The following is a 20,865-nucleotide window of genomic DNA, read 5'->3' on the forward strand; positions in this document are numbered from 1 at the left end:
AATTCAGTCCTTCCTTTAATAAGAAGGTAACAGCGTAATTTACATACTGTTCCTTCACCTTATACTTTTTCAACTGGAGCAAATTTAGCAAGCAAACGCTTAATACCTGTTGGACTTGGAAAGGCAATATCCAGCTCTTTTCCTTCTCCTTCACCCTTCACACTAACAACCGTGCCAATTCCCCACTTTTTATGGGACGCTTTATCACCGACTGCCCAATCGATTCCATCGCCTCCTGTCGCAGATGGAGCTGAAACTGCACGGCCAAATGAAGTTGGTGCTTTTCGCGGTGTCGTTGCTGACGTTCGTGCTGTGGAACTAAAGGACGTTTTACTTTTAGGAGCTGGTTTTAAATCTTCCAATAGCTCTGCTGGAATTTCACTAACAAAACGAGAAACAGGATTCATATTCGTCCGACCAAATAATGTCCGCATTCGAGCATTCGTAATAAATAATTGCTCCTCAGCACGAGTGACACCAACATACGCCAAGCGCCGCTCCTCCTCCATTTCTTGCTCATCTGCCAATGAACGGCTATGCGGGAAGACACCTTCCTCTAGGCCTAGTAAAAAAACAATAGGGAATTCAAGGCCTTTTGCAGAGTGAAGTGTCATAAGCGTTACTTGATCTTGTTCTTCAACTTTTTGTTCATCTAGTTGATCGATATCTGCTACTAACGCTAGGTCTGTTAAAAAGCCGATAAGCGACTTGTCTTCATTATTATCTTCAAATGCTTTTGTTACTGACAAAAATTCATCAATATTTTCTAAACGACTTTGCGCTTCGATTGTATTTTCTGTTTGAAGCATATCACGATAACCGGTTTTATCAAGCACTTCTTCTACAAGCTCTGTAACAGACAAGTATTCTTGCTGATTCGTATAATTTCTAATTAAATTAGCAAATTCACGTGCCGATTTTGTTGCTTTGGCACTTATACCAATCATTTCTACAGACTCAAGAGCTTGATAGATGGAAAGATCATACTGCCTCGCATAATCCGCAACCTTATCCATCGAAGTGGCCCCAATCCCGCGCTTCGGCACATTAATGATACGGCGTAAACTAATATCATCGTCCGGGTTTGAAATCAGACGTAAATAGGCCAGTAAATCCTTAATCTCTTTACGATCATAGAATTTTGTCCCGCCAACAATGGTATAGTTCAGATTCGATTTTAGCAAAACTTCCTCCATTACCCGCGACTGGGCATTGGTACGATATAAAATTGCAATATCAGATAATGTTTTTCCATTCCTTGTGAGCTCATTAATTTTTCCAGCTACAAACTGTGCTTCTCCTTGCTCACTATCTGCACGATAATAGAAAATTTTCTCGCCTTCCAGATTTTCTGTCCAAAGATTTTTTGGTTTACGGTTACGATTATTCTCAATCACCTTATTGGCAGCTTCCAAAATCCGTTTCGTTGAACGATAGTTTTGTTCCAAGAAAATCATCGTTGCATTCGGATAATCTTTTTCAAAAGATAAAATGTTCGCGATATCCGCGCCACGCCAGCGGTAGATGGATTGATCCGAATCTCCCACTACGCATAGATTACGAAAACGTGAAGCTAATAGCTTTACAAGCATGTATTGTGCGCGATTCGTGTCCTGATACTCATCAACGTGAATATATTGAAATTTCCGCTGATAATATTCAAGCACTTCTGGAACACGTTGAAATAATTGAATGGTCATCATAATTAAATCGTCGAAGTCGAGGGCTTGATTTTTACGAAGTCGTTTTTGATATTCGGTATACACATCAGATACAGATTGCGTATAAAAATCAGCCGCTGTTTTCGCATATTCCTCCGGCGTAACCAGCTCATTTTTCGCCGAACTGATGCTTCCTAAAATCGAGCGGTAATCATTTTTCTTTGGATCCATATTGCGATCTTTTAAAATTTGTTTAATCACAGATTGCTGATCCGTTGTATCCAATATTGAAAAATTGCGGCTAAAGCCCATGCGATCGATATCCCGGCGTAAAATTCGAACACACATCGAGTGAAACGTTGAAATCCAAATATCATCAGACGTTCCCCCTAAAATGCTGCGAATTCGTTCTTTCATTTCGCGCGCGGCTTTATTTGTAAACGTAATGGCTAAAATATTCCACGGCGCGACTTGCTTCTCTACCATTAAATAAGCAATTCGATGAGTCAGCACACGTGTCTTTCCGCTTCCTGCCCCTGCCATAATTAATAGAGGACCTTCTGTTGCTTTAACTGCTTGTTGCTGCTGTTGATTCAACCCGTTTAATAATTTCTCTACTAAAAATTGCATCATTGCACCACCTAACGAACATTTGTTCTTAAATTATACTACATCTATAGCTATTTAACAGCCTTAACTGTCTCTAAAGCAGCTTGTAAATCGTCATAGACAATATTACCAACAACGACAACATCAGCAAATTGAGCCATTTCGCTTGCTTGATGAGCTGACGTAATACCTCCACCATAAAAAAGAACCGTATTTTCTAGGTTCTCTTTAGCCGCTTGAACAACCGACACATCTCCATAGTTCCCACTGTATTCCAAATAGAAAATCGGCAAGTTAAACATCTTTTCAGCCACCATCGCATAGGCCGCCACATCTTCCTCATCAAGCATTGTATTCACCTCAGTTAATTGTGCAGCTTTGCACTCTGCGTTTAAAATACAGTACCCTTCAACAAATACTTCATCCCAATTCATCAGTAACCCATATTCCTTGACCGCTTTTTGATGCATCCCCATCATCCAGTCCGGATTCTTACTATTGAGTACACTCGGAATAAAATATAAATCAAATCCCGGTGTAACGGTTTCAATAGACGAAACCTCCAGCACACATGGCACAGTATAGCGGCGAACACGAGCCATTAAATGCAGAACATTTTCTAACGTTACTCCATCTGTCCCACCAACTAATATGGCGTCTGTCCCCGATTCACACACTTTTTCAAGATCTTCATCTGTTATTTCTTTATTAGGATCGAGCTTAAACACATGTTTCCACTCGCGAAAATCGTACATAGTTATCCTCCATTCTCTTCTGCCATTACACCATTATAGCACTAAGATTTTTTAGAACTCAAAGAAAAGCCGGGAACGATTCCTCGGCTTTTTCTAGTCCTTTTATTATCATTCAGTTGGTTCCTCTTTAATACGGCTAAGCGCCATTGAGTACGCATCATTTCCATAATTTAAACAACGTTTCACACGAGAAATCGTTGCTGTACTAGCTCCTGTTTCTGTTTCGATTTTATGATACGTTTTCCCTTCTTCAAGCATACGAGCTACCTCAAGTCGCTGCGCTAAGGATTGGATTTCATTTACCGTACATAAATCATCGAAAAATCGATAGCATTCATCAAGATCACGTAAGGACTGGATCGCTTTGAATAACTGATCGGTTTCCTTTCCTCTTATCTTATCGATTTGCATAATACTTCCTCCTCAATTTCCAGCAGCATTCAAGGTTACGTTTTGGGTCAACCCTGGTTGGTTCGGTATAATGTTAACCCACGTTTTCCCTGGAATCAAGCCAACATCTACCCCATTTGAAACTGGAACGATTCTTCCGTCTTTATTTATCCATTCTACTTCCTTCACTTTCCCTTTTTGAAGCAGATAGCCTTTCCCTCCACTTTGCAGGTCAATATCGCGGCGGCCAACTTTATCTATTACTCGATGTGCTGTCTCAATAATCAAGACATTATCAACAAGTACAGGAACAGATGTCGTTGCCTCCTTTGTTTGCTCACCGTTTGAATATCTTTTATATTTTCCTTGTTGTACATCATACTCAAACTGCGTATTATAGGCCGGAAATCCATAGTTAATACTAACTTTTGTCACGGAATCTCCTTCTAACCTTTTTATCTCTTCTTTATTTAAAAAAACGAAAGAGGCTGGAGCACCAGTCAAATTATACCCCTTTTCCATTGCTCCCTTTTCAATATTTTCAAAACTAATATAAGAATTATGCGGAGCTTTTCGTTCACTCGAACGCTTAAATAGCGTACCATCATAATACAAACCGTTCAAATGATCGATATATCCTTGTTTAAGCATACTCTCAGCATCTGGACTATTTCCATGACAAACATAAATACAATCTAATCCTTTAGCAAGCTCTATATAATAGTCACGTGCACTACGAATTGGGCCTACTTGTTCTGGTTTTTCGCTTTGATATACCGCTAATAATCGTGTAACTTCGCCTTCCGCCAGCATTTCATAAACAATATCCGCTTTGGTAAGACCGGACTGTGGACGAGCTTTCGTATGATTATTTACCATCACTGCAACCGCGCGCTGATCGATCGAATCATTTGTACCGACACCAGTTAATGGGTAAGTATGAACGAATTCGGGAGCTTCAGCTTCTTCCCTTGGTACATCCTCTTCTACTGGAACCGGCTCCTGAACTTCTTCCTTTTTCGAACAACCCGTTATCAATACCCCTGCAACCAATAGACACAGCACGATGTTACATTTCATCATCCCACTCCTCTGGTTTCTTTTATATTTTAACGCATTATAGTAGGAAAGAGTACAGTTTTATTCATAACATCATAAAGCCCTCTTTGCGTAACACGAATATAAGGCAAATGAGTCGTCGAGAAAAATTGCAGCGTATAAATCGGATCTGCAAACCGATAGCCTCTTTCCCTTAATAATTGTTTAATCCAATTTTCCTCTTGAATCAATTCAGGAACAGATTTATCAGACATTACTCCTCTTAATACAAGAGGCAGCTCACCAATGATTTCTCCGTATTCTGCAATAACGATACCACCACCTAATTCTTTCATACGATTAAAAGCAGCAAGCATATCTTTTTTCCGTTTCCCAATCAAAATAATGTCGCCTGTACTAGTGTATGACGCTGCAAACCCACATAGTCTATTAGCGAACCCTTTTAGAATTGTATTAATTCTCCATTTCCCTTCCCGGTCAATCAGCATAAAAAAGCACTCATCATGATCAAAAGGCAATTCTTCGTTTCCAACATCACAAGCAATTGAATAAGGCTTCGTAATTACATTATTCATCATTTCAATTCCAAATGGCATCGAAAATTCAAAGTCCTCTGCAAGATCTAATTGCCAATCTAATTCAAGTCGGTCAAAACTGAACTCTTGCCAACTAATTGGTCGGTCCAGCTCCATAGAAATACCATCTCGTTTCACCCATTTTCCTTTCGCCAGTACAGACACAGGTGCTGGGTTCATAGCATCCGTTAAAAAGTTAATATTCGCTACTCGCCCCGTTGCAATATTGCCATGCAAATAATCAATATTATAATAGCGAGCAATATTTATAGTAGCCATATTATAAGCATCAATAATAGGAACGCCATTCTCAATCGCTAGTTTAATTAATACATCCATACACCCCTGCTCATAAAAAGAAGGCGGGGAACCATCTGTTGTTAAAAAAAGATGATCATATTGATCAATACCCAATTCATGAATTTCCTGTAGTAATTTAGGTAAATCCGGTCGAATCGATGAATATCTTAAAGATACAGAATAGCCCTGCAGCAGACGATTCATCACTTCTTCCCCCGTCATCGCCTCATGGTCACTATCTACCCCGAACAACATCATTTTCGCTAATGTTTTCTCAGATGCTCCCGGAAAATGCCCTTCAATTTTTTTGCGCATTCGTTTTGCTTCTTGAATCCAGTGAAGCATCATGTCATCCCCCGCTAACAATCGCGGCCACCCTGTTAACTCTCCCCCTTGAAGAACAGCATCATGCTCAAGCCAAGACTTTACAGCACTATGAGAAATAAAGCTCTCCTCCTCATTTAATTCTGTTTGGGAGTCAAAGCGCATCCACCAATACATTGATGTTGGGATATTTCGAAGTTCCCTCAGAAAAGAAAACGCTTTCTTTTTATTCAATTGAAGGAGCAATAGCAAGTTGTCATTGATAAGTGTTGTCGTTCCAAAAGATGATGTATAGTGGCTAAAAGAATGGGGATTATATAACTGAAATGGATGTGCATGTGGTTCAATATATCCCGATACTAAAACTTGTCCGGTACAATCTACCACTTCGCAACCATCTGTAATCTCAGGAAGGTTATTTCCAACATAGACAATTCGGTCATCGTAAATCCAAATGTTTGCTGTAATCCATTGTCGCATCGTTTGATTTAAATACGTAGCATTTGTTAATAAAAGATGTGGTGCACGCTGACCATCCAGCACCTCAATATGCTCTCGCAGATGTTTATTTTTCCACCTATAGCGTTGTTCTAACATGAACATCCCCCCATAAAGTATCTGAAACAAAGTGTGGTAACATCCGATTAATTGTATGTTTATAGTATCACATTTATTTAGCTAAACACAGTAAACTTATCTCCTATTACTGTTAAATTTTTATGAAGGGAAGATGGCAAAATGAAGTTTGAACGGAATATCAGTATCCTTAACTCTTTATTACGTATTACTTGTGGTTTTACAGTATTAGCTTGGGCAATCGCTAAAATGGTGAAAAAACCATGGAAAGAATCGTATTTATTCGTTGCCATGATGGCTGGCATGAAAATTGGGGAAGGGATTCTTCGCTATTGTCCAATCGTCGACTTAATGCAGCAACGAGACTCCGTTGACTCATCTGAACCAAAAGACTCTCAAGTAGCAGATGCTATAAAAAACTTTCTTCCAGAGGATATTACTGAAAAAGATGAGCAATCGAATCGTCACAATGAAGCCTCACATTAAATCATGCAAAAGACGAGCATCACCATTCGATGCTCGTCTTTCTGTTTATATGGATTATGCTTTGATACCAATCGCACGATATCCGATATCGCTGCGCCAAAATAGGCCATCTTTTGAGATGTTCTCAACTTGTTGATATACTTCTTGTTGAGCAGATAGCAAGTCCTTACCTTTTGCTGCTACAAGCAATACACGACCACCATTCGAAACAAATTGGCCATCGCTATTTTTCACTGTTCCAGCATGATACACATGGGCGTTATCACTAATTTTGTCCAGACCAGTAATAACTGATCCTTTCTTTACATCACCAGGATAGCCTTCTGCTGCAACAACAACCCCAAGGACCGCTTCCTCATGCCATTCAATCGCAATATCTTCACCAGCTAATACAGCTTGTAATACTTCTACGAAATCCGTTTTCAAACGTGGAAGCACCACTTGTGTTTCCGGATCTCCGAAACGCGCATTGAATTCAATAACCTTTGTACCTTTTGCCGTATGAATAAGTCCTGCATACAAAATACCTGTAAAGCTGCGTCCTTCAGCTACCATCGCATTCACTGTTGGCTGAAGAATCGTTTCAACTGCTTTCGCTACTACTTCATCAGAAATTTGCGGCACAGGAGAATAGGCACCCATTCCACCTGTGTTTGGACCTTTATCTCCATCAAACACACGTTTATGGTCTTGAGCGATTACCATCGGGTACACTTTTGTATCGTTTACAAAAGCCATTAATGAGAATTCTTCACCGTCCAAAAATTCCTCCACTACAACTTTTGCACTTGCTTCACCAAATTTTGCATCAACAAGCATATCATGAACTGCTTCTAATGCTTCCTCAAGAGTCATCGCTACGACAACACCTTTACCAGCTGCTAAGCCGTCCGCTTTAATTACGATTGGTGCACCGACTTTTTCAATATATGCTTTCGCACTTTCATAATCGGTAAACGTTTCGTAAAATGCTGTTGGAATGTCATATTTTTTCATTAAATCTTTGGCAAATGATTTACTACCTTCAATGACCGCTGCTTTGCTGTTCGGACCATATACAGTTAAACCTGCTTCTGTAAAATCATCTGCTAATCCATTTAATAATGGAATCTCAGGACCAATAAATGTTAGTTCAATGTTTTGCTCTTTTGCAAATGCAACAAGTTCTGCATGATTTGTTTCGTCAATCGCAACAAGCTCTGCTACGTCTGTCATACCTGGGTTACCTGGTGCAACAAACACTTTTTCTACAGACTTACTTTCAGAAAGTTTGCGAGCAATCGCGTGTTCACGACCGCCTCGACCAATAACTAATACATTCATAAACAAACCTCCTTATTTATTAATGTTTAAAGTGACGAACTCCTGTGAATACCATCGCAATACCATACTCATCTGCTTTTTTAATAGAATCTTCATCTCTGATTGATCCGCCTGTTTGGATAATAGCTGTTACACCAGCTTGTGCTGCTGCTTCTACTGTATCATCCATTGGGAAGAATGCATCTGAAGCAAGTGCGCTTCCTTTTGCTTTTTCTCCTGCTTGCTCTAAAGCAATTTTTGCTGCACCAACACGGTTCATTTGACCAGCACCAACACCAAGAGTCATTTGATTGTCTGTTACAACGATAGCATTTGATTTCACATGTTTTACAACTTTCCAACCAAGTTCAAGTGCTTTCCACTCTTCAGCTGTTGGTTCGCGTTTTGTGACAACTTTCACATCTGCATCCTTCAAGCTGTACGCATCACGGTCTTGAACTAGCACGCCGCCTTCGATAGAAGTAAGTTTGCGTTCTGGTTTTTTCGCTGCTTCAAAATCCACCGTTAACAAACGAATATTTTTCTTACTTGTTAATACTTCAATCGCCTCGTCAGAGAAGCTTGGCGCAATAATAATTTCTAAGAAGATTTCATGAAGTTTTTCAGCTGTTGCTTTATCTACTTCACGGTTTAACGCGATAATGCCGCCAAAAATAGAAGTTGAGTCAGCTTCGTATGCTTTTTCATATGCTTCAAGAATAGTTTCACCAGTTCCTACACCACATGGGTTCATATGTTTCACCGCTACCGCCGCTGGCTCCGTGAATTCTTGAACAATTTGCAATGCAGCATCTGCATCATTAATGTTGTTATAAGAAAGTTCTTTACCGTGCAATTGTTTTGCCTCCGCAATAGAGAAAACAGAACCAAGTGGCTTTTTATAAAAAGCTGCTTTTTGGTGTGGGTTTTCACCATAACGTAAAGATTGCTTTAACTCATAAGTAACCGTTAACGATTCCGGATTTTCTTCTCCAGCAAGCTCTGTCATGTATTCAGAAATAACTGCATCATATGCTGCTGTATGACGGAACACTTTTGCTGCTAAGCGACGATTCGTTGCTTTTGATACTGCGCCATTCTCTTTTAATTCTGCTAAAACTGTATCGTAATCTGCCGAATCTACAACAACTGTTACATACTCATGGTTTTTAGCAGAAGAACGAAGCATTGTCGGTCCACCGATATCGATGTTTTCAATCGCATCTTCTACTGTTACGTCTGGTTTAGCAATTGTTGCTTGGAAAGGATATAAGTTTACACATACTAATTGAATAGGCTCAATATTATGCTCTTTTAATTGAGCTGCATGATCGGCATCACCATGCTTCGCTAATACTGCTCCGTGAACATTCGGATGTAGAGTTTTAACACGACCATCTAAAATTTCCGGGAATCCCGTTACTTCACTAATTCCGATTACTTCAATTCCGTTTTCTTGAAGTGTTTTACTTGTACCACCTGTTGAGATAATGTCAAAACCAGCTTCTTTTAACCCTTTTGCGAACTCTACAACCCCTGTTTTATCCGATACACTAATTAAAGCACGCTTTGTCATTTGTGTTTGTCCCTCCATATGTAGCATTATTTTTGAAATAGTTCCGCTAAAACAGCAGGATACATCTCATGTTCCGTTTCTTGTATCCGTGTTTGCAACGTTTCTCTTGTGTCATCATCAAGTACTGGTACAGCTCTTTGGGCAATGATTGGCCCTGTGTCCATTCCTTCATCGACATAATGAATGGTCACTCCGGTTAGTTTCACGCGAGCTTGAAATGCTTGTCCAATCGCATCCTTACCTGGAAAAGCGGGCAAAAGAGATGGATGAATATTAACCATTCGATGTGAATATGCCTGTAGAAGAGTTGGGCCAATTAAACGCATATAGCCTGCTAGAACAATAAAGTCAATATCCCGTTCACGCAGTTTTTCTAAAATTTCCATTTCAAAGGCCTCTTTGCTCGGATAATTTTTCGGTGAAAAGCTAAATGCTTCTACCTTTTCCGCCTTTGCGCGCTCAAGCACAAAAGCTTCCTCTTTATCACAGACAACGAGACCAATTTCAGCTGCAAGTTTCCCTGCTTTAATGGCATCTATAACGGATTGAAAGTTCGATCCATTCCCTGATGCAAAAACCGCAATTTTTTTCATCAGCTGAAGGACACTCCTTCACCAGCAACAACTGTCCCAATAATAGAAGCTGTTTCTCCACATTGTTCAAAATGAGCAAGTACTTGTTCTGCTTCTTCTTTTTTCACGACAGCAACCATACCGATTCCCATGTTAAAAATATTAAACATTTCTTGTTGTTGTAATTGCCCTTTTTCTTCAAGGTAATTGAACACAGTTGGAATAGTCCAGCTTCCTAGTTGAATGTCAACGCCTGTTCCTTCTGGAAGCATACGTGGAATATTCTCGATAAAACCGCCGCCAGTAATATGAGCAAGTCCTTTTAATTCGTATTTTTCCAATGTTGATAAGATGGAACGAACATAAATTTTTGTTGGTGTTAATAATTCTTCACCTAATGTACGACCAAACTCTGGAACAAAATCTTGTAACTTCATTCCGGCATCTTCAAGAAGAACTTTACGTACAAGAGAATAGCCATTACTATGAATACCACTTGAAGCAAGACCGATTAACACATCGCCCTCTGCAATATTTTCTCCTGTTATTAAACGTGATTTTTCACAAGCACCTACTGTAAAGCCTGCTACATCATACTCTTCAATCTCATACATACCTGGCATTTCTGCTGTTTCGCCGCCAATTAATGCACAACCAGCTTGCTCGCAACCTTCTGCTACACCTTTAACAATCATTTCAATGCGAGCAGGATCTGCTTTTCCACAAGCGATATAGTCAAGGAAGTAAAGAGGAGCAGCGCCTTGTACCACTACATCATTGACACACATCGCTACAGCATCAATTCCGATTGTATCGTGCTTGTCCATCATGAAAGCAAGTAATAATTTCGTGCCGACTCCATCCGTACCTGAAACAAGAACAGGCTCTTTTAATCCTAAAGAAGATAAATCAAACATGCCCCCAAAACCGCCCAGACCGTTCATTACTTCAGGGCGCATAGTGCGTGCTACATGTTTTTTCATCCGATTTACTGCCTCATAGCCAGCTTCGATATCCACACCAGCTTGCTTATATGCGTTAGCCATCAAGAAACCTCCTAATTATTAGAAAAGCGTAAGACGCCTGGCTATCAGCTTATGACCTCAAGCCGAGGGCGCCTAGAGCTAAATGTTGGTACTAGTTAAAAATTATCTAAAGTAAAGCTTCACTTATTAGGCCCCTCTAACCGGGACCTAATAAGTGTTAGCATTTAACTGTTTCAAGCTCGTAATCATAAACCTCTGTTGGATAGTTCCCTGTGAAACAGGCAAGACAAGAACCACGTGTCTCTCCAGCGAATGGACGACCAATTGCTTCGACCATTCCTTCCACGCTTAAAAACGTTAAAGAATCCGCACCAATTAGCTCACGAATTTCTTCGATTGATTTAGAACTAGCAATCAATTCTGACGTTGTCGATGTATCAATTCCGTAGAAGCAAGGATTCTTAATCGGTGGTGAACTAATAACTACATGCACTTCTTTCGCACCGGCATCCTTCAACATATTTACAATACGACGACTTGTTGTTCCACGTACAATTGAGTCATCAACCATAACAACACGTTTTCCTTCTACTACTCCACGAACAGGAGAAAGTTTCATCTTTACCCCTTGTTCACGAAGAGACTGAGAAGGTTGAATAAATGTTCGACCGACATAGCGGTTTTTAATTAAGCCCATTTCGTATGGAATGCCCGTTGCCTCAGCATATCCAATCGCTGCTGAAATACTTGAATCCGGTACACCAGTCACAACATCCGCCTCGATTTTTGCTTCTTTTGCTAACTGTTTACCAAGATTTTTTCGAGCTGTATGAACATTAATTCCATCAATATTACTATCAGGACGAGAGAAATATACATACTCCATTGCACACATCGCACGTTGACTAGACTTGGAGAAAAACTCTGATGTAATTCCTTCATCATTGATCACAACAAGCTCTCCAGGCTCAATATCACGAACAAATTCAGCTCCGACAATATCAAGCGCACATGTTTCAGACGCTGCAATATACGCATCGCCAATTTTCCCAAGTGAAAGTGGACGAAGACCGTGCGGATCCAATGCTAAAATCATTTCTGTTTCCGTTAAAATAATGAAGGCATACGCACCTTTTATTAAACTTAGGCTATTCTTCACTGATTCCTTCAAAGTAGGAAAACCTGAGCGCTTAATTAAATGTGCCAATACTTCTGTATCGGAAGTTGTTTGAAAGATACTGCCTTGACCCTCTAACTGTGCTTTCAATTGAGTTGCATTCACTAAGTTTCCGTTATGAGCAAGTGCCAACCCGCCTGTAATCGATTGGAATAAGAACGGTTGGACATTCTGATAGCCGCCGCCGCCTGCCGTTGCATACCTTACATGACCAATCGCTGCTTTACCAGAGCCAGATAGTTCTTTCATTTTCTCCGCTGTAAAAATCTCTGTAACAAGTCCCTCGCCTTTTGAAATCGAAAGCGTAGAACCGTCTGTTGTGACGATTCCCGCTCCCTCTTGACCACGATGCTGCAAGCTATGAAGCCCGTAATAAGCTAATTGAGCTGCATCTGGATGTCCCCAAATCCCGACAACACCACACTCTTCGTTTAAGCCTTTTATTTCAGCAAGCATGGGATAGCTCCTTTCCAAGCTGTTTGTAATTCTTGTACATTCGCTTCTACTAGTGTTGTTTCTTCTGCAGAAATACGTAATGTTGCATCATTTGTTACCGTACCGATTTGTACTGCATCTTTCACAGCTGCTTCAAATGCAGCTTGGTTTTCAGGACTTACAGATATTAAGAAACGTGATTGTGTTTCACTGAAAAGAGCTGTTACTGCTTCACCAGTCACAGTAACTGATGCACCAAGCGCTTTTTCACCAAATAATGATTCAGAAAGAGCTATAGCCAAACCACCTTCAGCAACATCATGAGCTGACTTGATTAGTCCTGCTTGAATAGCTGCTAAAATTTGTTGCTGACGTGCTTGTTCTACAGCTAAATCGATTTCTGGTGCGCGACCGAAAATTTCACCTTCAGTCAATTTTTGAAGCTCACTTCCTCCAAATTCAGGCTTCGCTTCGCCTACTACATAGATGAAGTCACCTTCATTTTTGAAAGACTGTGTAGTAATATGTTTTACATCTTTCACAAGACCAACCATCCCAACAACTGGAGTCGGGTACACAGCTTCACCATTTGTTTCGTTATATAATGAAACGTTTCCACCGATAACAGGCGTGCTTAATGTACGGCAAGCATCGCTCATGCCGTCTGCTGCTTTTTCTAATTGCCAGAAAATTTCTGGTTTCTCTGGATTACCAAAGTTTAAGCAGTCTGTAATTGCAAGTGGCTCAGCACCAGAACAAATAATGTTACGCGCTGCTTCCGCTACCGCAATTTTCCCACCTGTTTCCGGATCTAAGTATAAATAGCGAGAGTTACAATCTGTTGTCATCGCTAATGCTTTATTTGTGCCGCGTACACGTACAACTGCTGCGTCAGAACCTGGTGCAATAACCGTATTTGTACGAACCATATAATCATATTGATCATATACCCACTCTTTGCTTGCAATCGTTGGTTGTTGTAAAAGAGCAAGTAACGTTTCTTTATAATCCGTAACAGCTGGTACTTTTGGTTCCATCGCTTGGAAGTCACGGAATCGTTGTGGTTCGCTTGATGGTTTATGATAAACTGGCGCATCTTCGGCTAATGCATCAACTGGTACTTGTGCAACAATTTGGCCTTGGTGATATAGCGTTAAGTTTTTATCATCTGTTACTTCCCCAACAGATACCGCTTCTAAATCATATTTCGTAAATAGATCGACGATTTCTTGTTCGCGACCTTTTTTCACAACAATTAACATACGCTCTTGTGATTCAGAAAGCATCATTTCGTATGCTGTCATGCCTGTTTCACGTTGTGGAACAAGATCAAGATTCATCGTAATCCCAGAACCTGCTTTACTTGCCATTTCAGCAGATGAACTTGTTAAGCCCGCTGCACCCATATCTTGAATTCCAACTAAGGCATCTGATTGAATCAATTCAAGACATGCTTCAAGAAGTAGTTTCTCCATGAATGGGTCCCCAACTTGAACCGCTGGACGCTTCTCATCTGAATCCTCTGAAAGTTCTTCAGAAGCAAATGTAGCACCGTGAATACCGTCACGACCTGTTTTCGCTCCTACATACATAACCGTATTACCAACGCCGTGTGCTTGACCTTTTTTAATATCTTCATGGTTAATTAAGCCCACACACATTGCATTAACAAGCGGATTTCCTTCATATGATGGATCAAATTGAACTTCACCGCCGACTGTCGGAATTCCGATACAGTTTCCATAGCCTGCAATTCCAGCTACTACTTCTTTAAATAAATACTTTACACGATCATTATCTAATTCACCGAAACGTAATGAGTTTAGCATCGCAATTGGACGTGCACCCATTGAGAAAACGTCACGAATGATTCCGCCGACTCCTGTTGCAGCTCCTTGATATGGTTCAATAGCTGATGGGTGGTTGTGGCTTTCAATTTTGAAAACAACTGCTTGGTTATCGCCGATATCGACGATTCCTGCACCTTCACCAGGTCCTTGAAGCACTTTTTCCCCTGTAATTGGGAACTTCTTTAAAATAGGCTTGGAGTTTTTATAAGAACAATGCTCTGACCACATAACTGAAAACAATCCTGTTTCCGTGTAGTTTGGCAGTCTGCCTAAGATTTTCTCCACCATGGCAAATTCCGAATCGGAAAGTCCCATTTCTGCGTAGATGCGTTCGGATTTAATCATCTCCGGATTTGGTTCAAGCTGTAACAACATGTGTTTCCCTCCAGTTTTTTACGATGGATTGAAAAATCTTTAAGCCGTCTGTGCTGCCAAGCAACTCATCAACGGCACGTTCAGGGTGTGGCATCATGCCAAGTACATTCCCTTGTTTATTTGTAATACCTGCAATATCTTCAAGACTTCCGTTCGGGTTTGTACCCGCATACGTAAAGACGATTTGTTTATTTTCTTTTAATTCAGCAAGTGTTGCTTCGTCACAGTAGTAATTTCCTTCACCATGTGCAATTGGCACAGTAATGGTTTCATTCGCCTCGTAGCTTGTTGTAAACATTGTTTCATTGTTCGCTACTTGAAGTTCTACATTACGGCAAATGAATTTTAAACCGTCATTGCGACGCATCGCACCTGGAAGCAATCCTGCCTCAAGTAAGATTTGGAATCCGTTACAAACGCCAAGAACTGGTTTGCCAGCCTCTGCTGCCTTTACTACTTCCGCCATGACGTTAGAGAAACGAGCAATCGCTCCACAACGCAAGTAATCCCCATACGAGAAACCACCTGGTAGAAGAATGCCGTCGTATTCATCAAGATTGTCGGCTGAATGCCAAACATATTCTACTTCTTCTCCAAGAGCATCTTTAATTGCATGGAACATATCAACATCACAATTTGAGCCTGGGAAAACAATTACGGCAAACTTCATTGAGCGACAACCTCCTCAACTTCATAACGATAGTCTTCAATAACCGTATTCGCTAATAACTTTTCACACATTTCTTTAACCAATTGATCTAAATCACGTTCTGTTTTATCAATTGTTAGCTCGATGTATTTCCCGATACGTACATCGCTTACTTCATTGTACGTTAATGTATGAAGCGATTGTTGAACAGCCGCTCCTTGAGGATCTAGTACGCTTTCTCTTAGTGTGATATATACTTTAACCTTATACATGTTGAATACCCTCCAGCTTAGCTAAAATTTTCTTATATGCGTCTGTTAAATTTCCTAAATCTCGACGGAATACGTCTTTATCCATTTTCTCGTTTGTTTTAGCATCCCAAAAGCGGCAATTATCTGGAGAAATTTCATCCGCCAATAAAATCGCGCCATCTGATGTTTTCCCAAACTCTAATTTAAAGTCAATTAATTTTATTCCCAATTCTTCGAAAAATACGGATAGAACTCGATCTACTTCTAGTCCTTTTTCTTTTAAAATCGCAATTTCTTCACGACTTGCAATCTCTAGCTCTTCAATATGGTCTTCAGTTAACAGAGGATCACCAAGTGAATCGTCTTTATAATAAAACTCCACTAACGGTTTTTTTAATGGTGTACCTTCTTCAACACCTAAGCGTTTAGAAAAACTACCAGCAGCTGTATTACGAATGACTACTTCAAGCGGAATAATCTCAACCTTTTTTACAAGCTGTTCTCGTTCAGAAATCTTTTCAATAAAGTGAGAAGGAATATTTTCTTCCTTTAGCTTCGCAAATAATAAACTTGTAATTTGATTATTTAAAGCCCCTTTACCTTCGATTTCTGATTTCTTTTCTCCATTAAAAGCTGTTGCCGAGTCCTTAAACTCCACCCATACAACCTCATTATTATCCGTTGCATAAATTCGTTTAGCTTTTCCTTCATAAAGCAATTCTCGTTTCTCCATCTGTCTGTCCTCCATATTGAATATTAGGAATAATACAATTAAGTATTTTCGTGATAACAAGCGTTTAATTCATTTTCGATTAAACGCTTGTTTGTTTCTTACAATCCTAAACGGTCAAAAATTACATCGACATTTTTCAGATGATATGTTGGATCGAAACAATCATCTAGTTCTTCTTTTGTCAATAAGCTCGTAATTTTATCATCTTTTTCGATTAAGCTGCGGAACGGAACTTGTAATTCCCACGCTTGCATCGCTTTTGGTTGTACAGTATCGTAAGCTTCTTCACGAACAAGTCCTTTATCAATTAAAGCAAGTAGTACTCGCTGAGAGAAAATGAGACCTAGTGTACGGTCCATATTGCGTTTCATATTTTCCGGATAAACTGTTAAGTTTTTAACAATGTTGCTAAAACGATTTAACATGTAGTTCAAAGCAATCGTTGCATCTGGTAAAATAACGCGCTCTGCAGATGAATGAGAGATGTCACGTTCATGCCATAATGACACATTTTCGTAAGCTGTCATCATATATCCACGAATAACACGTGCCATACCTGTCATATTTTCAGAACCGATTGGATTACGTTTATGCGGCATAGCAGAAGATCCTTTTTGACCTTTTGCGAAGAACTCTTCTACTTCACGTGTTTCACTTTTTTGTAATCCGCGAACTTCTGTTGCAAATTTTTCAATTGATGTTGCAATAAGGGCTAATGTGCTCATATAGTGCGCATGACGATCACGTTGTAACGTTTGTGTAGAAATTGGTGCTGCTTGTAAGCCTAATTTCTCACATACATACTGCTCAACGAATGGATCAATGTTTGCGTATGTTCCAACAGCTCCAGACATTTTCCCGAACTCAATTGTCTTTCTAGCTGCTTCAAAACGTTCTACATTACGTTTCATTTCTTCATACCAAAGACCAAGCTTTAGGCCAAATGTAGTTGGTTCAGCATGCACACCGTGCGTACGTCCCATCATAACAGTATATTTATGTTCTTTTGCTTTATTTTTTAAGATTTCAACAAAATTATTTAAGTCTTTCGATAGAATATCGTTCGCTTGTCTAATTAAATAAGAAAGAGCTGTATCGACAACATCTGTTGACGTTAGGCCATAATGAACCCATTTACGCTCTTCTCCAACTGTCTCCGATACCGCACGTGTAAATGCCACCACGTCATGACGAGTTTCTTTTTCAATTTCATTAATGCGATCAATATCAAATGTTGCGTTTTCACGAAGAAGTTTCACATCTTCTTTTGGAATAACACCAAGTTCAGACCAAGCTTCACACGCCAAAATTTCTACTTCTAACCACGCCTTAAAGCGGTTTTCTTCCGTCCAAATTGCTCCCATTTCTGGGCGAGTATAACGTTCAATCATTATTTCATCCTCCGTTTCAACTAATTACTTCCATATCCCACTCTGATTACTTTCGTGCAAAGCTTCCTCAACCGTTGGGCGCAAAATATTCACATGCCCCATTTTTCGCTTAATCTTAGCTTCCGCTTTACCGTACAAATGAATTTTCCAATCTTTACGCGTTGGAATTTCTTGCAAGAGTGGCTCAAGGTGTTCACCTAAAATATTAACCATCACTACCGGCTTTAATAATTCTGTATTTCCTAATGGCCAGTTGCAAACCGCACGAACATGTTGTTCAAACTGCGACGTTTCACAAGCCTCCATTGTATAATGCCCAGAATTATGTGGTCGTGGTGCTAATTCATTAATAATAATATTATCATCTTCTGTCAAAAACATTTCCACTGCTAGCGTACCTACTAATTCAAATGCTTCAGCAAGCTTAGATGCCTGCTCAATCGCACGTTGCTCAGCCATTTCACTAATGCGCGCTGGAACAATACTTTTATGTAGAATATTGTCCACATGAATATTTTCAGCAACGGGGAACTGTTGACAATCACCAAATGCATTTCGCGTCACAATGACAGAAATCTCTTTCGTAAAAGGAATCCAAGCTTCTAGCACGCACACACCACTTTTTAATAATGGTTCAGCCTGAGGAATATCAGCTTCTTCTCTAATAACAAGCTGTCCTTTTCCGTCATAGCCTCCGCGTGTCGTTTTTAATACACTTGGATAACCTAATTCTTCTATATATTGATGAATATCTGATATCGTTTGAACTTCGCGATAAGGAGCCACCATTGCTCCTGCATCGGCAATAGCTTTCTTTTCCGTTAACCGATCTTGCGTTAACTTCAACAATTGTGAACCTTGTGGAAGATACGCATGATCCTTCAACCAATCTAATGCTTCAAAGCTAATATTTTCAAATTCATACGTAATCACATCACTAACATCCGCCAGCTTCTTCAACGAGGCAATATCATCGTACGCCCCATTTATTTCAATATCAGCGACTTGAGCACATGGACCATCTGCAGCTGGTTCAAGCACAGCAATTTTAAATCCTGATGCTTTAGCCGACAACGCCATCATTCTGCCAAGTTGCCCGCCGCCAATAATTCCGATTGTCTGCCCTGGTAAAATTACTCGATTATTTAAGCTGTTCACTGCTCGCTAACACCTTTTCCTTTGATTCGTTTCGCAAACCTTCTAATCTATCAGCAATAGTTGCATCCGTCGTACCAAGAATCTGAGCCGCAAGTAAACCAGCATTGGTCGCTCCAGCCTTTCCGATCGCTACTGTAGCTACTGGCACGCCGCCTGGCATCTGAACAATTGATAACAAAGAATCCATGCCATTTAGCGCTTTCGATTGAACAGGCACACCAATAACCGGCACAATCGTCTTCGCTGCTGTCATCCCTGGAAGATGAGCTGCTCCACCTGCACCTGCAATAATAACCTTCAAGCCTTTTTCTTTAGCACCTTCGGCATATTCAAATAGCAAATCCGGTGTCCGATGTGCAGAAACGACTTGTTTTTCATAAGGAATCTCAAGTTGCTCTAATATATCGCATGCGTGTTTCATCGTTTCCCAATCTGAAGTACTTCCCATTATGACACCGACTACTGGCTTCATAAATTCCCCTCCAAAATCTTTAGAAAATAAAAAACGGACAGACTTTCTCCAAAGAGAAAGCAGTCTGTCCGATTACAATCAATATTCTGAAACAGACAAAAAGACTGAGCTGTTTCAGCTGTGGTCAGCTACTTTACTCATAGTCCAATGATTTACGGTCATTGGGTAGAAACTTTTGGGCCTTATTCCCTTGATTATATGAGATACATAAATATTATTTAACTATCATCATCTTACCGTCACAGCATTTTGATGTCAAGCTAATATCGAATAATATTTTATTACCATTCCATTAATGTTCGTGTTTTACTGGATTAATTTTGCTTCAAAAACAATTTTCCTTTTAATTGGCTCATAATGAACCTTACCGTCCTTTATTTGCTCTTCAAATATCGGCTCCTCACAACGCCGTACTGGATAATATCCAGCTGCCTTCATGCGATCCAAACAGGCATCAATTGTTTCGCCCTCTTGTACCTCAAACTTCTCCTTGCTTTTCTGACTCATAAAACACAATCCTTTCCTGTCCCTATTTTACTTTATCCTATATGCAAATTGTATTTAGTATATGTAAAATGCTTATAATTATCAAATGAATATCACTAATTGCTATAATCAAACAATTAAGGGGGAATATAATTGAAAGAAATTATTCAAATGCTAGTGGATATTGTAAATAACCTTCATGATTTCATTCAAATATTCGTCAATCATACATTAAATCTCGGCTTGACAGATAAAGATTTACATTTTTGGGTTATGGGGATAATCGGAATCATGATTTTTCTTTTTGTACTTGTATTATCAAGAATCCTAGCTAAAATGCGTTTTGGTATTACAATTCTCTCTTTTCTTTATACGTTTACGTTTATGGTTGTTCTAGTCTTCGCCATTGAAATCCAACAAGCGTTAACAAATAGGGGACATATGGAGTTTCAAGATGCAATTATAGGGATTTTAGGGTTCATCCTATTTTTCCTCCTTTTTGTGGCAGTTTCAGCTGTTTTCTTAGCAGGAAAAAAATTTTGGAATCAATTCAATAGAAATAAATAAGTTGGTTTATACCAGCATTTATCTATCCAAAATCCCACTTTATCGATGAAATTCATTAATTTATCAACAAGATTTTCATTTTATAACGGCATAAAAAAAGACCAGCAAGTTTGCTGGTCTTCTCCTCTTCTATTTTGCTTGGCGACGTCC

Annotated in this window: 20 protein-coding genes and 1 riboswitch; of the genes, 2 read left to right on the forward strand and 18 right to left on the reverse strand. The window is 39.7% G+C overall.

All coding sequences use genetic code 11. From position 1 onward, the window contains the following. Window positions 1-59: 59 nt before the first annotated feature. The 5 genes from pcrA to V7068_RS15880 all read right to left on the reverse strand — a co-directional run bounded on the left by pcrA (window position 60) and on the right by V7068_RS15880 (window position 6,270). Window positions 60-2,291 (reverse strand): DNA helicase PcrA, encoded by a 2,232-nt coding sequence (gene pcrA / locus V7068_RS15860; RefSeq protein WP_499713626.1) that lies wholly within the window; start codon window positions 2,289-2,291, stop codon window positions 60-62. 50 nt (window positions 2,292-2,341) lie between these two features. Continuing rightward, window positions 2,342-3,025: a heptaprenylglyceryl phosphate synthase gene (pcrB, locus tag V7068_RS15865; RefSeq protein WP_499713627.1), complete on the reverse strand. Its 684-nt coding sequence runs from the start codon at window positions 3,023-3,025 to the stop codon at window positions 2,342-2,344. A 108-nt stretch (window positions 3,026-3,133) separates the two neighbouring features. Continuing rightward, entirely contained in the window at window positions 3,134-3,436 is a 303-nt protein-coding gene (locus tag V7068_RS15870; RefSeq protein WP_402925840.1) for a YerC/YecD family TrpR-related protein, read from the reverse strand. 12 nt (window positions 3,437-3,448) lie between these two features. Next, window positions 3,449-4,498, reverse strand: coding sequence for a DUF3048 domain-containing protein (locus V7068_RS15875; RefSeq protein WP_499713628.1), 1,050 nt, complete (start codon window positions 4,496-4,498; stop codon window positions 3,449-3,451). Between the two features lie 26 nt (window positions 4,499-4,524). Further along, window positions 4,525-6,270: an adenine deaminase C-terminal domain-containing protein gene (locus tag V7068_RS15880; protein WP_499713629.1), complete on the reverse strand. Its 1,746-nt coding sequence runs from the start codon at window positions 6,268-6,270 to the stop codon at window positions 4,525-4,527. Between the two features lie 141 nt (window positions 6,271-6,411). Here V7068_RS15880 and V7068_RS15885 point away from each other — a divergent pair, with 141 nt between their 5' ends. Next, on the forward strand, window positions 6,412-6,735 hold the full coding sequence (locus tag V7068_RS15885) for a YgaP family membrane protein (protein WP_499713630.1): 324 nt from the start codon (window positions 6,412-6,414) through the stop codon (window positions 6,733-6,735). 54 nt (window positions 6,736-6,789) lie between these two features. On the opposite strand, the gene purD is transcribed toward V7068_RS15885, so the two are convergent. The 13 genes from purD to V7068_RS15950 form a co-directional block, all read right to left on the reverse strand. Beyond that, window positions 6,790-8,058, reverse strand: a complete 1,269-nt coding sequence (purD, locus tag V7068_RS15890; RefSeq protein WP_499713631.1) for a phosphoribosylamine--glycine ligase — start codon at window positions 8,056-8,058, stop codon at window positions 6,790-6,792. Between the two features lie 19 nt (window positions 8,059-8,077). Then, entirely contained in the window at window positions 8,078-9,613 is a 1,536-nt protein-coding gene (gene purH / locus V7068_RS15895; protein ID WP_499713632.1) for a bifunctional phosphoribosylaminoimidazolecarboxamide formyltransferase/IMP cyclohydrolase, read from the reverse strand. A 26-nt stretch (window positions 9,614-9,639) separates the two neighbouring features. Next, window positions 9,640-10,206 (reverse strand): phosphoribosylglycinamide formyltransferase, encoded by a 567-nt coding sequence (gene purN, locus V7068_RS15900; RefSeq protein ID WP_488988492.1) that lies wholly within the window; start codon window positions 10,204-10,206, stop codon window positions 9,640-9,642. Further along, entirely contained in the window at window positions 10,206-11,231 is a 1,026-nt protein-coding gene (gene purM / locus V7068_RS15905) for a phosphoribosylformylglycinamidine cyclo-ligase (protein WP_375350885.1), read from the reverse strand. The genes purN and purM overlap by 1 nt, the downstream gene beginning before the upstream one ends. A 157-nt stretch (window positions 11,232-11,388) precedes the next feature. After that, on the reverse strand, window positions 11,389-12,804 hold the full coding sequence (gene purF / locus V7068_RS15910) for an amidophosphoribosyltransferase (RefSeq protein WP_499713633.1): 1,416 nt from the start codon (window positions 12,802-12,804) through the stop codon (window positions 11,389-11,391). Next, entirely contained in the window at window positions 12,789-15,008 is a 2,220-nt protein-coding gene (purL, locus tag V7068_RS15915; RefSeq protein ID WP_499713634.1) for a phosphoribosylformylglycinamidine synthase subunit PurL, read from the reverse strand. The genes purF and purL overlap by 16 nt, the downstream gene beginning before the upstream one ends. After that, complete coding sequence (gene purQ / locus V7068_RS15920) at window positions 14,992-15,678, reverse strand: phosphoribosylformylglycinamidine synthase subunit PurQ (protein WP_119118622.1); 687 nt, start codon at window positions 15,676-15,678, stop codon at window positions 14,992-14,994. Before purQ ends, purL begins: the two co-directional genes overlap by 17 nt. After that, window positions 15,675-15,929 carry a phosphoribosylformylglycinamidine synthase subunit PurS gene (gene purS / locus V7068_RS15925; protein WP_119118621.1) on the reverse strand — a complete coding sequence of 85 codons (255 nt, stop codon included), beginning with the start codon at window positions 15,927-15,929 and terminating at the stop codon, window positions 15,675-15,677. The genes purQ and purS overlap by 4 nt, the downstream gene beginning before the upstream one ends. Beyond that, window positions 15,922-16,641 (reverse strand): phosphoribosylaminoimidazolesuccinocarboxamide synthase, encoded by a 720-nt coding sequence (gene purC, locus V7068_RS15930; RefSeq protein ID WP_375350889.1) that lies wholly within the window; start codon window positions 16,639-16,641, stop codon window positions 15,922-15,924. Before purC ends, purS begins: the two co-directional genes overlap by 8 nt. A 98-nt stretch (window positions 16,642-16,739) precedes the next feature. Beyond that, window positions 16,740-18,032: an adenylosuccinate lyase gene (purB, locus tag V7068_RS15935; RefSeq protein ID WP_375350890.1), complete on the reverse strand. Its 1,293-nt coding sequence runs from the start codon at window positions 18,030-18,032 to the stop codon at window positions 16,740-16,742. 24 nt (window positions 18,033-18,056) lie between these two features. Beyond that, window positions 18,057-19,190, reverse strand: a complete 1,134-nt coding sequence (gene purK, locus V7068_RS15940) for a 5-(carboxyamino)imidazole ribonucleotide synthase (RefSeq protein ID WP_499713635.1) — start codon at window positions 19,188-19,190, stop codon at window positions 18,057-18,059. Continuing rightward, complete coding sequence (gene purE / locus V7068_RS15945) at window positions 19,174-19,662, reverse strand: 5-(carboxyamino)imidazole ribonucleotide mutase (RefSeq protein WP_127758844.1); 489 nt, start codon at window positions 19,660-19,662, stop codon at window positions 19,174-19,176. The genes purK and purE overlap by 17 nt, the downstream gene beginning before the upstream one ends. A 120-nt stretch (window positions 19,663-19,782) precedes the next feature. Beyond that, a riboswitch (purine riboswitch) is annotated at window positions 19,783-19,884 on the reverse strand. Between the two features lie 84 nt (window positions 19,885-19,968). Continuing rightward, window positions 19,969-20,169, reverse strand: coding sequence for an NETI motif-containing protein (locus V7068_RS15950; RefSeq protein ID WP_127758843.1), 201 nt, complete (start codon window positions 20,167-20,169; stop codon window positions 19,969-19,971). A gap of 132 nt (window positions 20,170-20,301) precedes the next feature. Between V7068_RS15950 and V7068_RS15955 the strand changes: the two genes are divergently transcribed. Further along, entirely contained in the window at window positions 20,302-20,715 is a 414-nt protein-coding gene (locus V7068_RS15955) for a hypothetical protein (protein ID WP_499713636.1), read from the forward strand. The last annotated feature ends 150 nt before the right edge of the window (window positions 20,716-20,865 follow it).

Origin of the sequence: Bacillus sp. JJ634 (assembly GCF_036962285.1) — a bacterium.
Classification (GTDB): domain Bacteria; phylum Bacillota; class Bacilli; order Bacillales; family DSM-1321; genus Peribacillus; species Peribacillus asahii_A.

What these genes read in the sequence shown, in the direction of transcription:
- pcrA (WP_499713626.1), bottom strand. Translation starts at nt 2,291, where the DNA reads ATGCAATTTTTAGTAGAGAAATTATTAAACGGGTTGAATCAACAGCAG.
- pcrB (WP_499713627.1), bottom strand. Translation starts at nt 3,025, where the DNA reads ATGTACGATTTTCGCGAGTGGAAACATGTGTTTAAGCTCGATCCTAAT.
- V7068_RS15870 (WP_402925840.1), bottom strand. Translation starts at nt 3,436, where the DNA reads ATGCAAATCGATAAGATAAGAGGAAAGGAAACCGATCAGTTATTCAAA.
- V7068_RS15875 (WP_499713628.1), bottom strand. Translation starts at nt 4,498, where the DNA reads ATGATGAAATGTAACATCGTGCTGTGTCTATTGGTTGCAGGGGTATTG.
- V7068_RS15880 (WP_499713629.1), bottom strand. Translation starts at nt 6,270, where the DNA reads ATGTTAGAACAACGCTATAGGTGGAAAAATAAACATCTGCGAGAGCAT.
- V7068_RS15885 (WP_499713630.1), top strand. Translation starts at nt 6,412, where the DNA reads ATGAAGTTTGAACGGAATATCAGTATCCTTAACTCTTTATTACGTATT.
- purD (WP_499713631.1), bottom strand. Translation starts at nt 8,058, where the DNA reads ATGAATGTATTAGTTATTGGTCGAGGCGGTCGTGAACACGCGATTGCT.
- purH (WP_499713632.1), bottom strand. Translation starts at nt 9,613, where the DNA reads ATGACAAAGCGTGCTTTAATTAGTGTATCGGATAAAACAGGGGTTGTA.
- purN (WP_488988492.1), bottom strand. Translation starts at nt 10,206, where the DNA reads ATGAAAAAAATTGCGGTTTTTGCATCAGGGAATGGATCGAACTTTCAA.
- purM (WP_375350885.1), bottom strand. Translation starts at nt 11,231, where the DNA reads ATGGCTAACGCATATAAGCAAGCTGGTGTGGATATCGAAGCTGGCTAT.
- purF (WP_499713633.1), bottom strand. Translation starts at nt 12,804, where the DNA reads ATGCTTGCTGAAATAAAAGGCTTAAACGAAGAGTGTGGTGTTGTCGGG.
- purL (WP_499713634.1), bottom strand. Translation starts at nt 15,008, where the DNA reads ATGTTGTTACAGCTTGAACCAAATCCGGAGATGATTAAATCCGAACGC.
- purQ (WP_119118622.1), bottom strand. Translation starts at nt 15,678, where the DNA reads ATGAAGTTTGCCGTAATTGTTTTCCCAGGCTCAAATTGTGATGTTGAT.
- purS (WP_119118621.1), bottom strand. Translation starts at nt 15,929, where the DNA reads ATGTATAAGGTTAAAGTATATATCACACTAAGAGAAAGCGTACTAGAT.
- purC (WP_375350889.1), bottom strand. Translation starts at nt 16,641, where the DNA reads ATGGAGAAACGAGAATTGCTTTATGAAGGAAAAGCTAAACGAATTTAT.
- purB (WP_375350890.1), bottom strand. Translation starts at nt 18,032, where the DNA reads ATGATTGAACGTTATACTCGCCCAGAAATGGGAGCAATTTGGACGGAA.
- purE (WP_127758844.1), bottom strand. Translation starts at nt 19,662, where the DNA reads ATGAAGCCAGTAGTCGGTGTCATAATGGGAAGTACTTCAGATTGGGAA.
- V7068_RS15950 (WP_127758843.1), bottom strand. Translation starts at nt 20,169, where the DNA reads ATGAGTCAGAAAAGCAAGGAGAAGTTTGAGGTACAAGAGGGCGAAACA.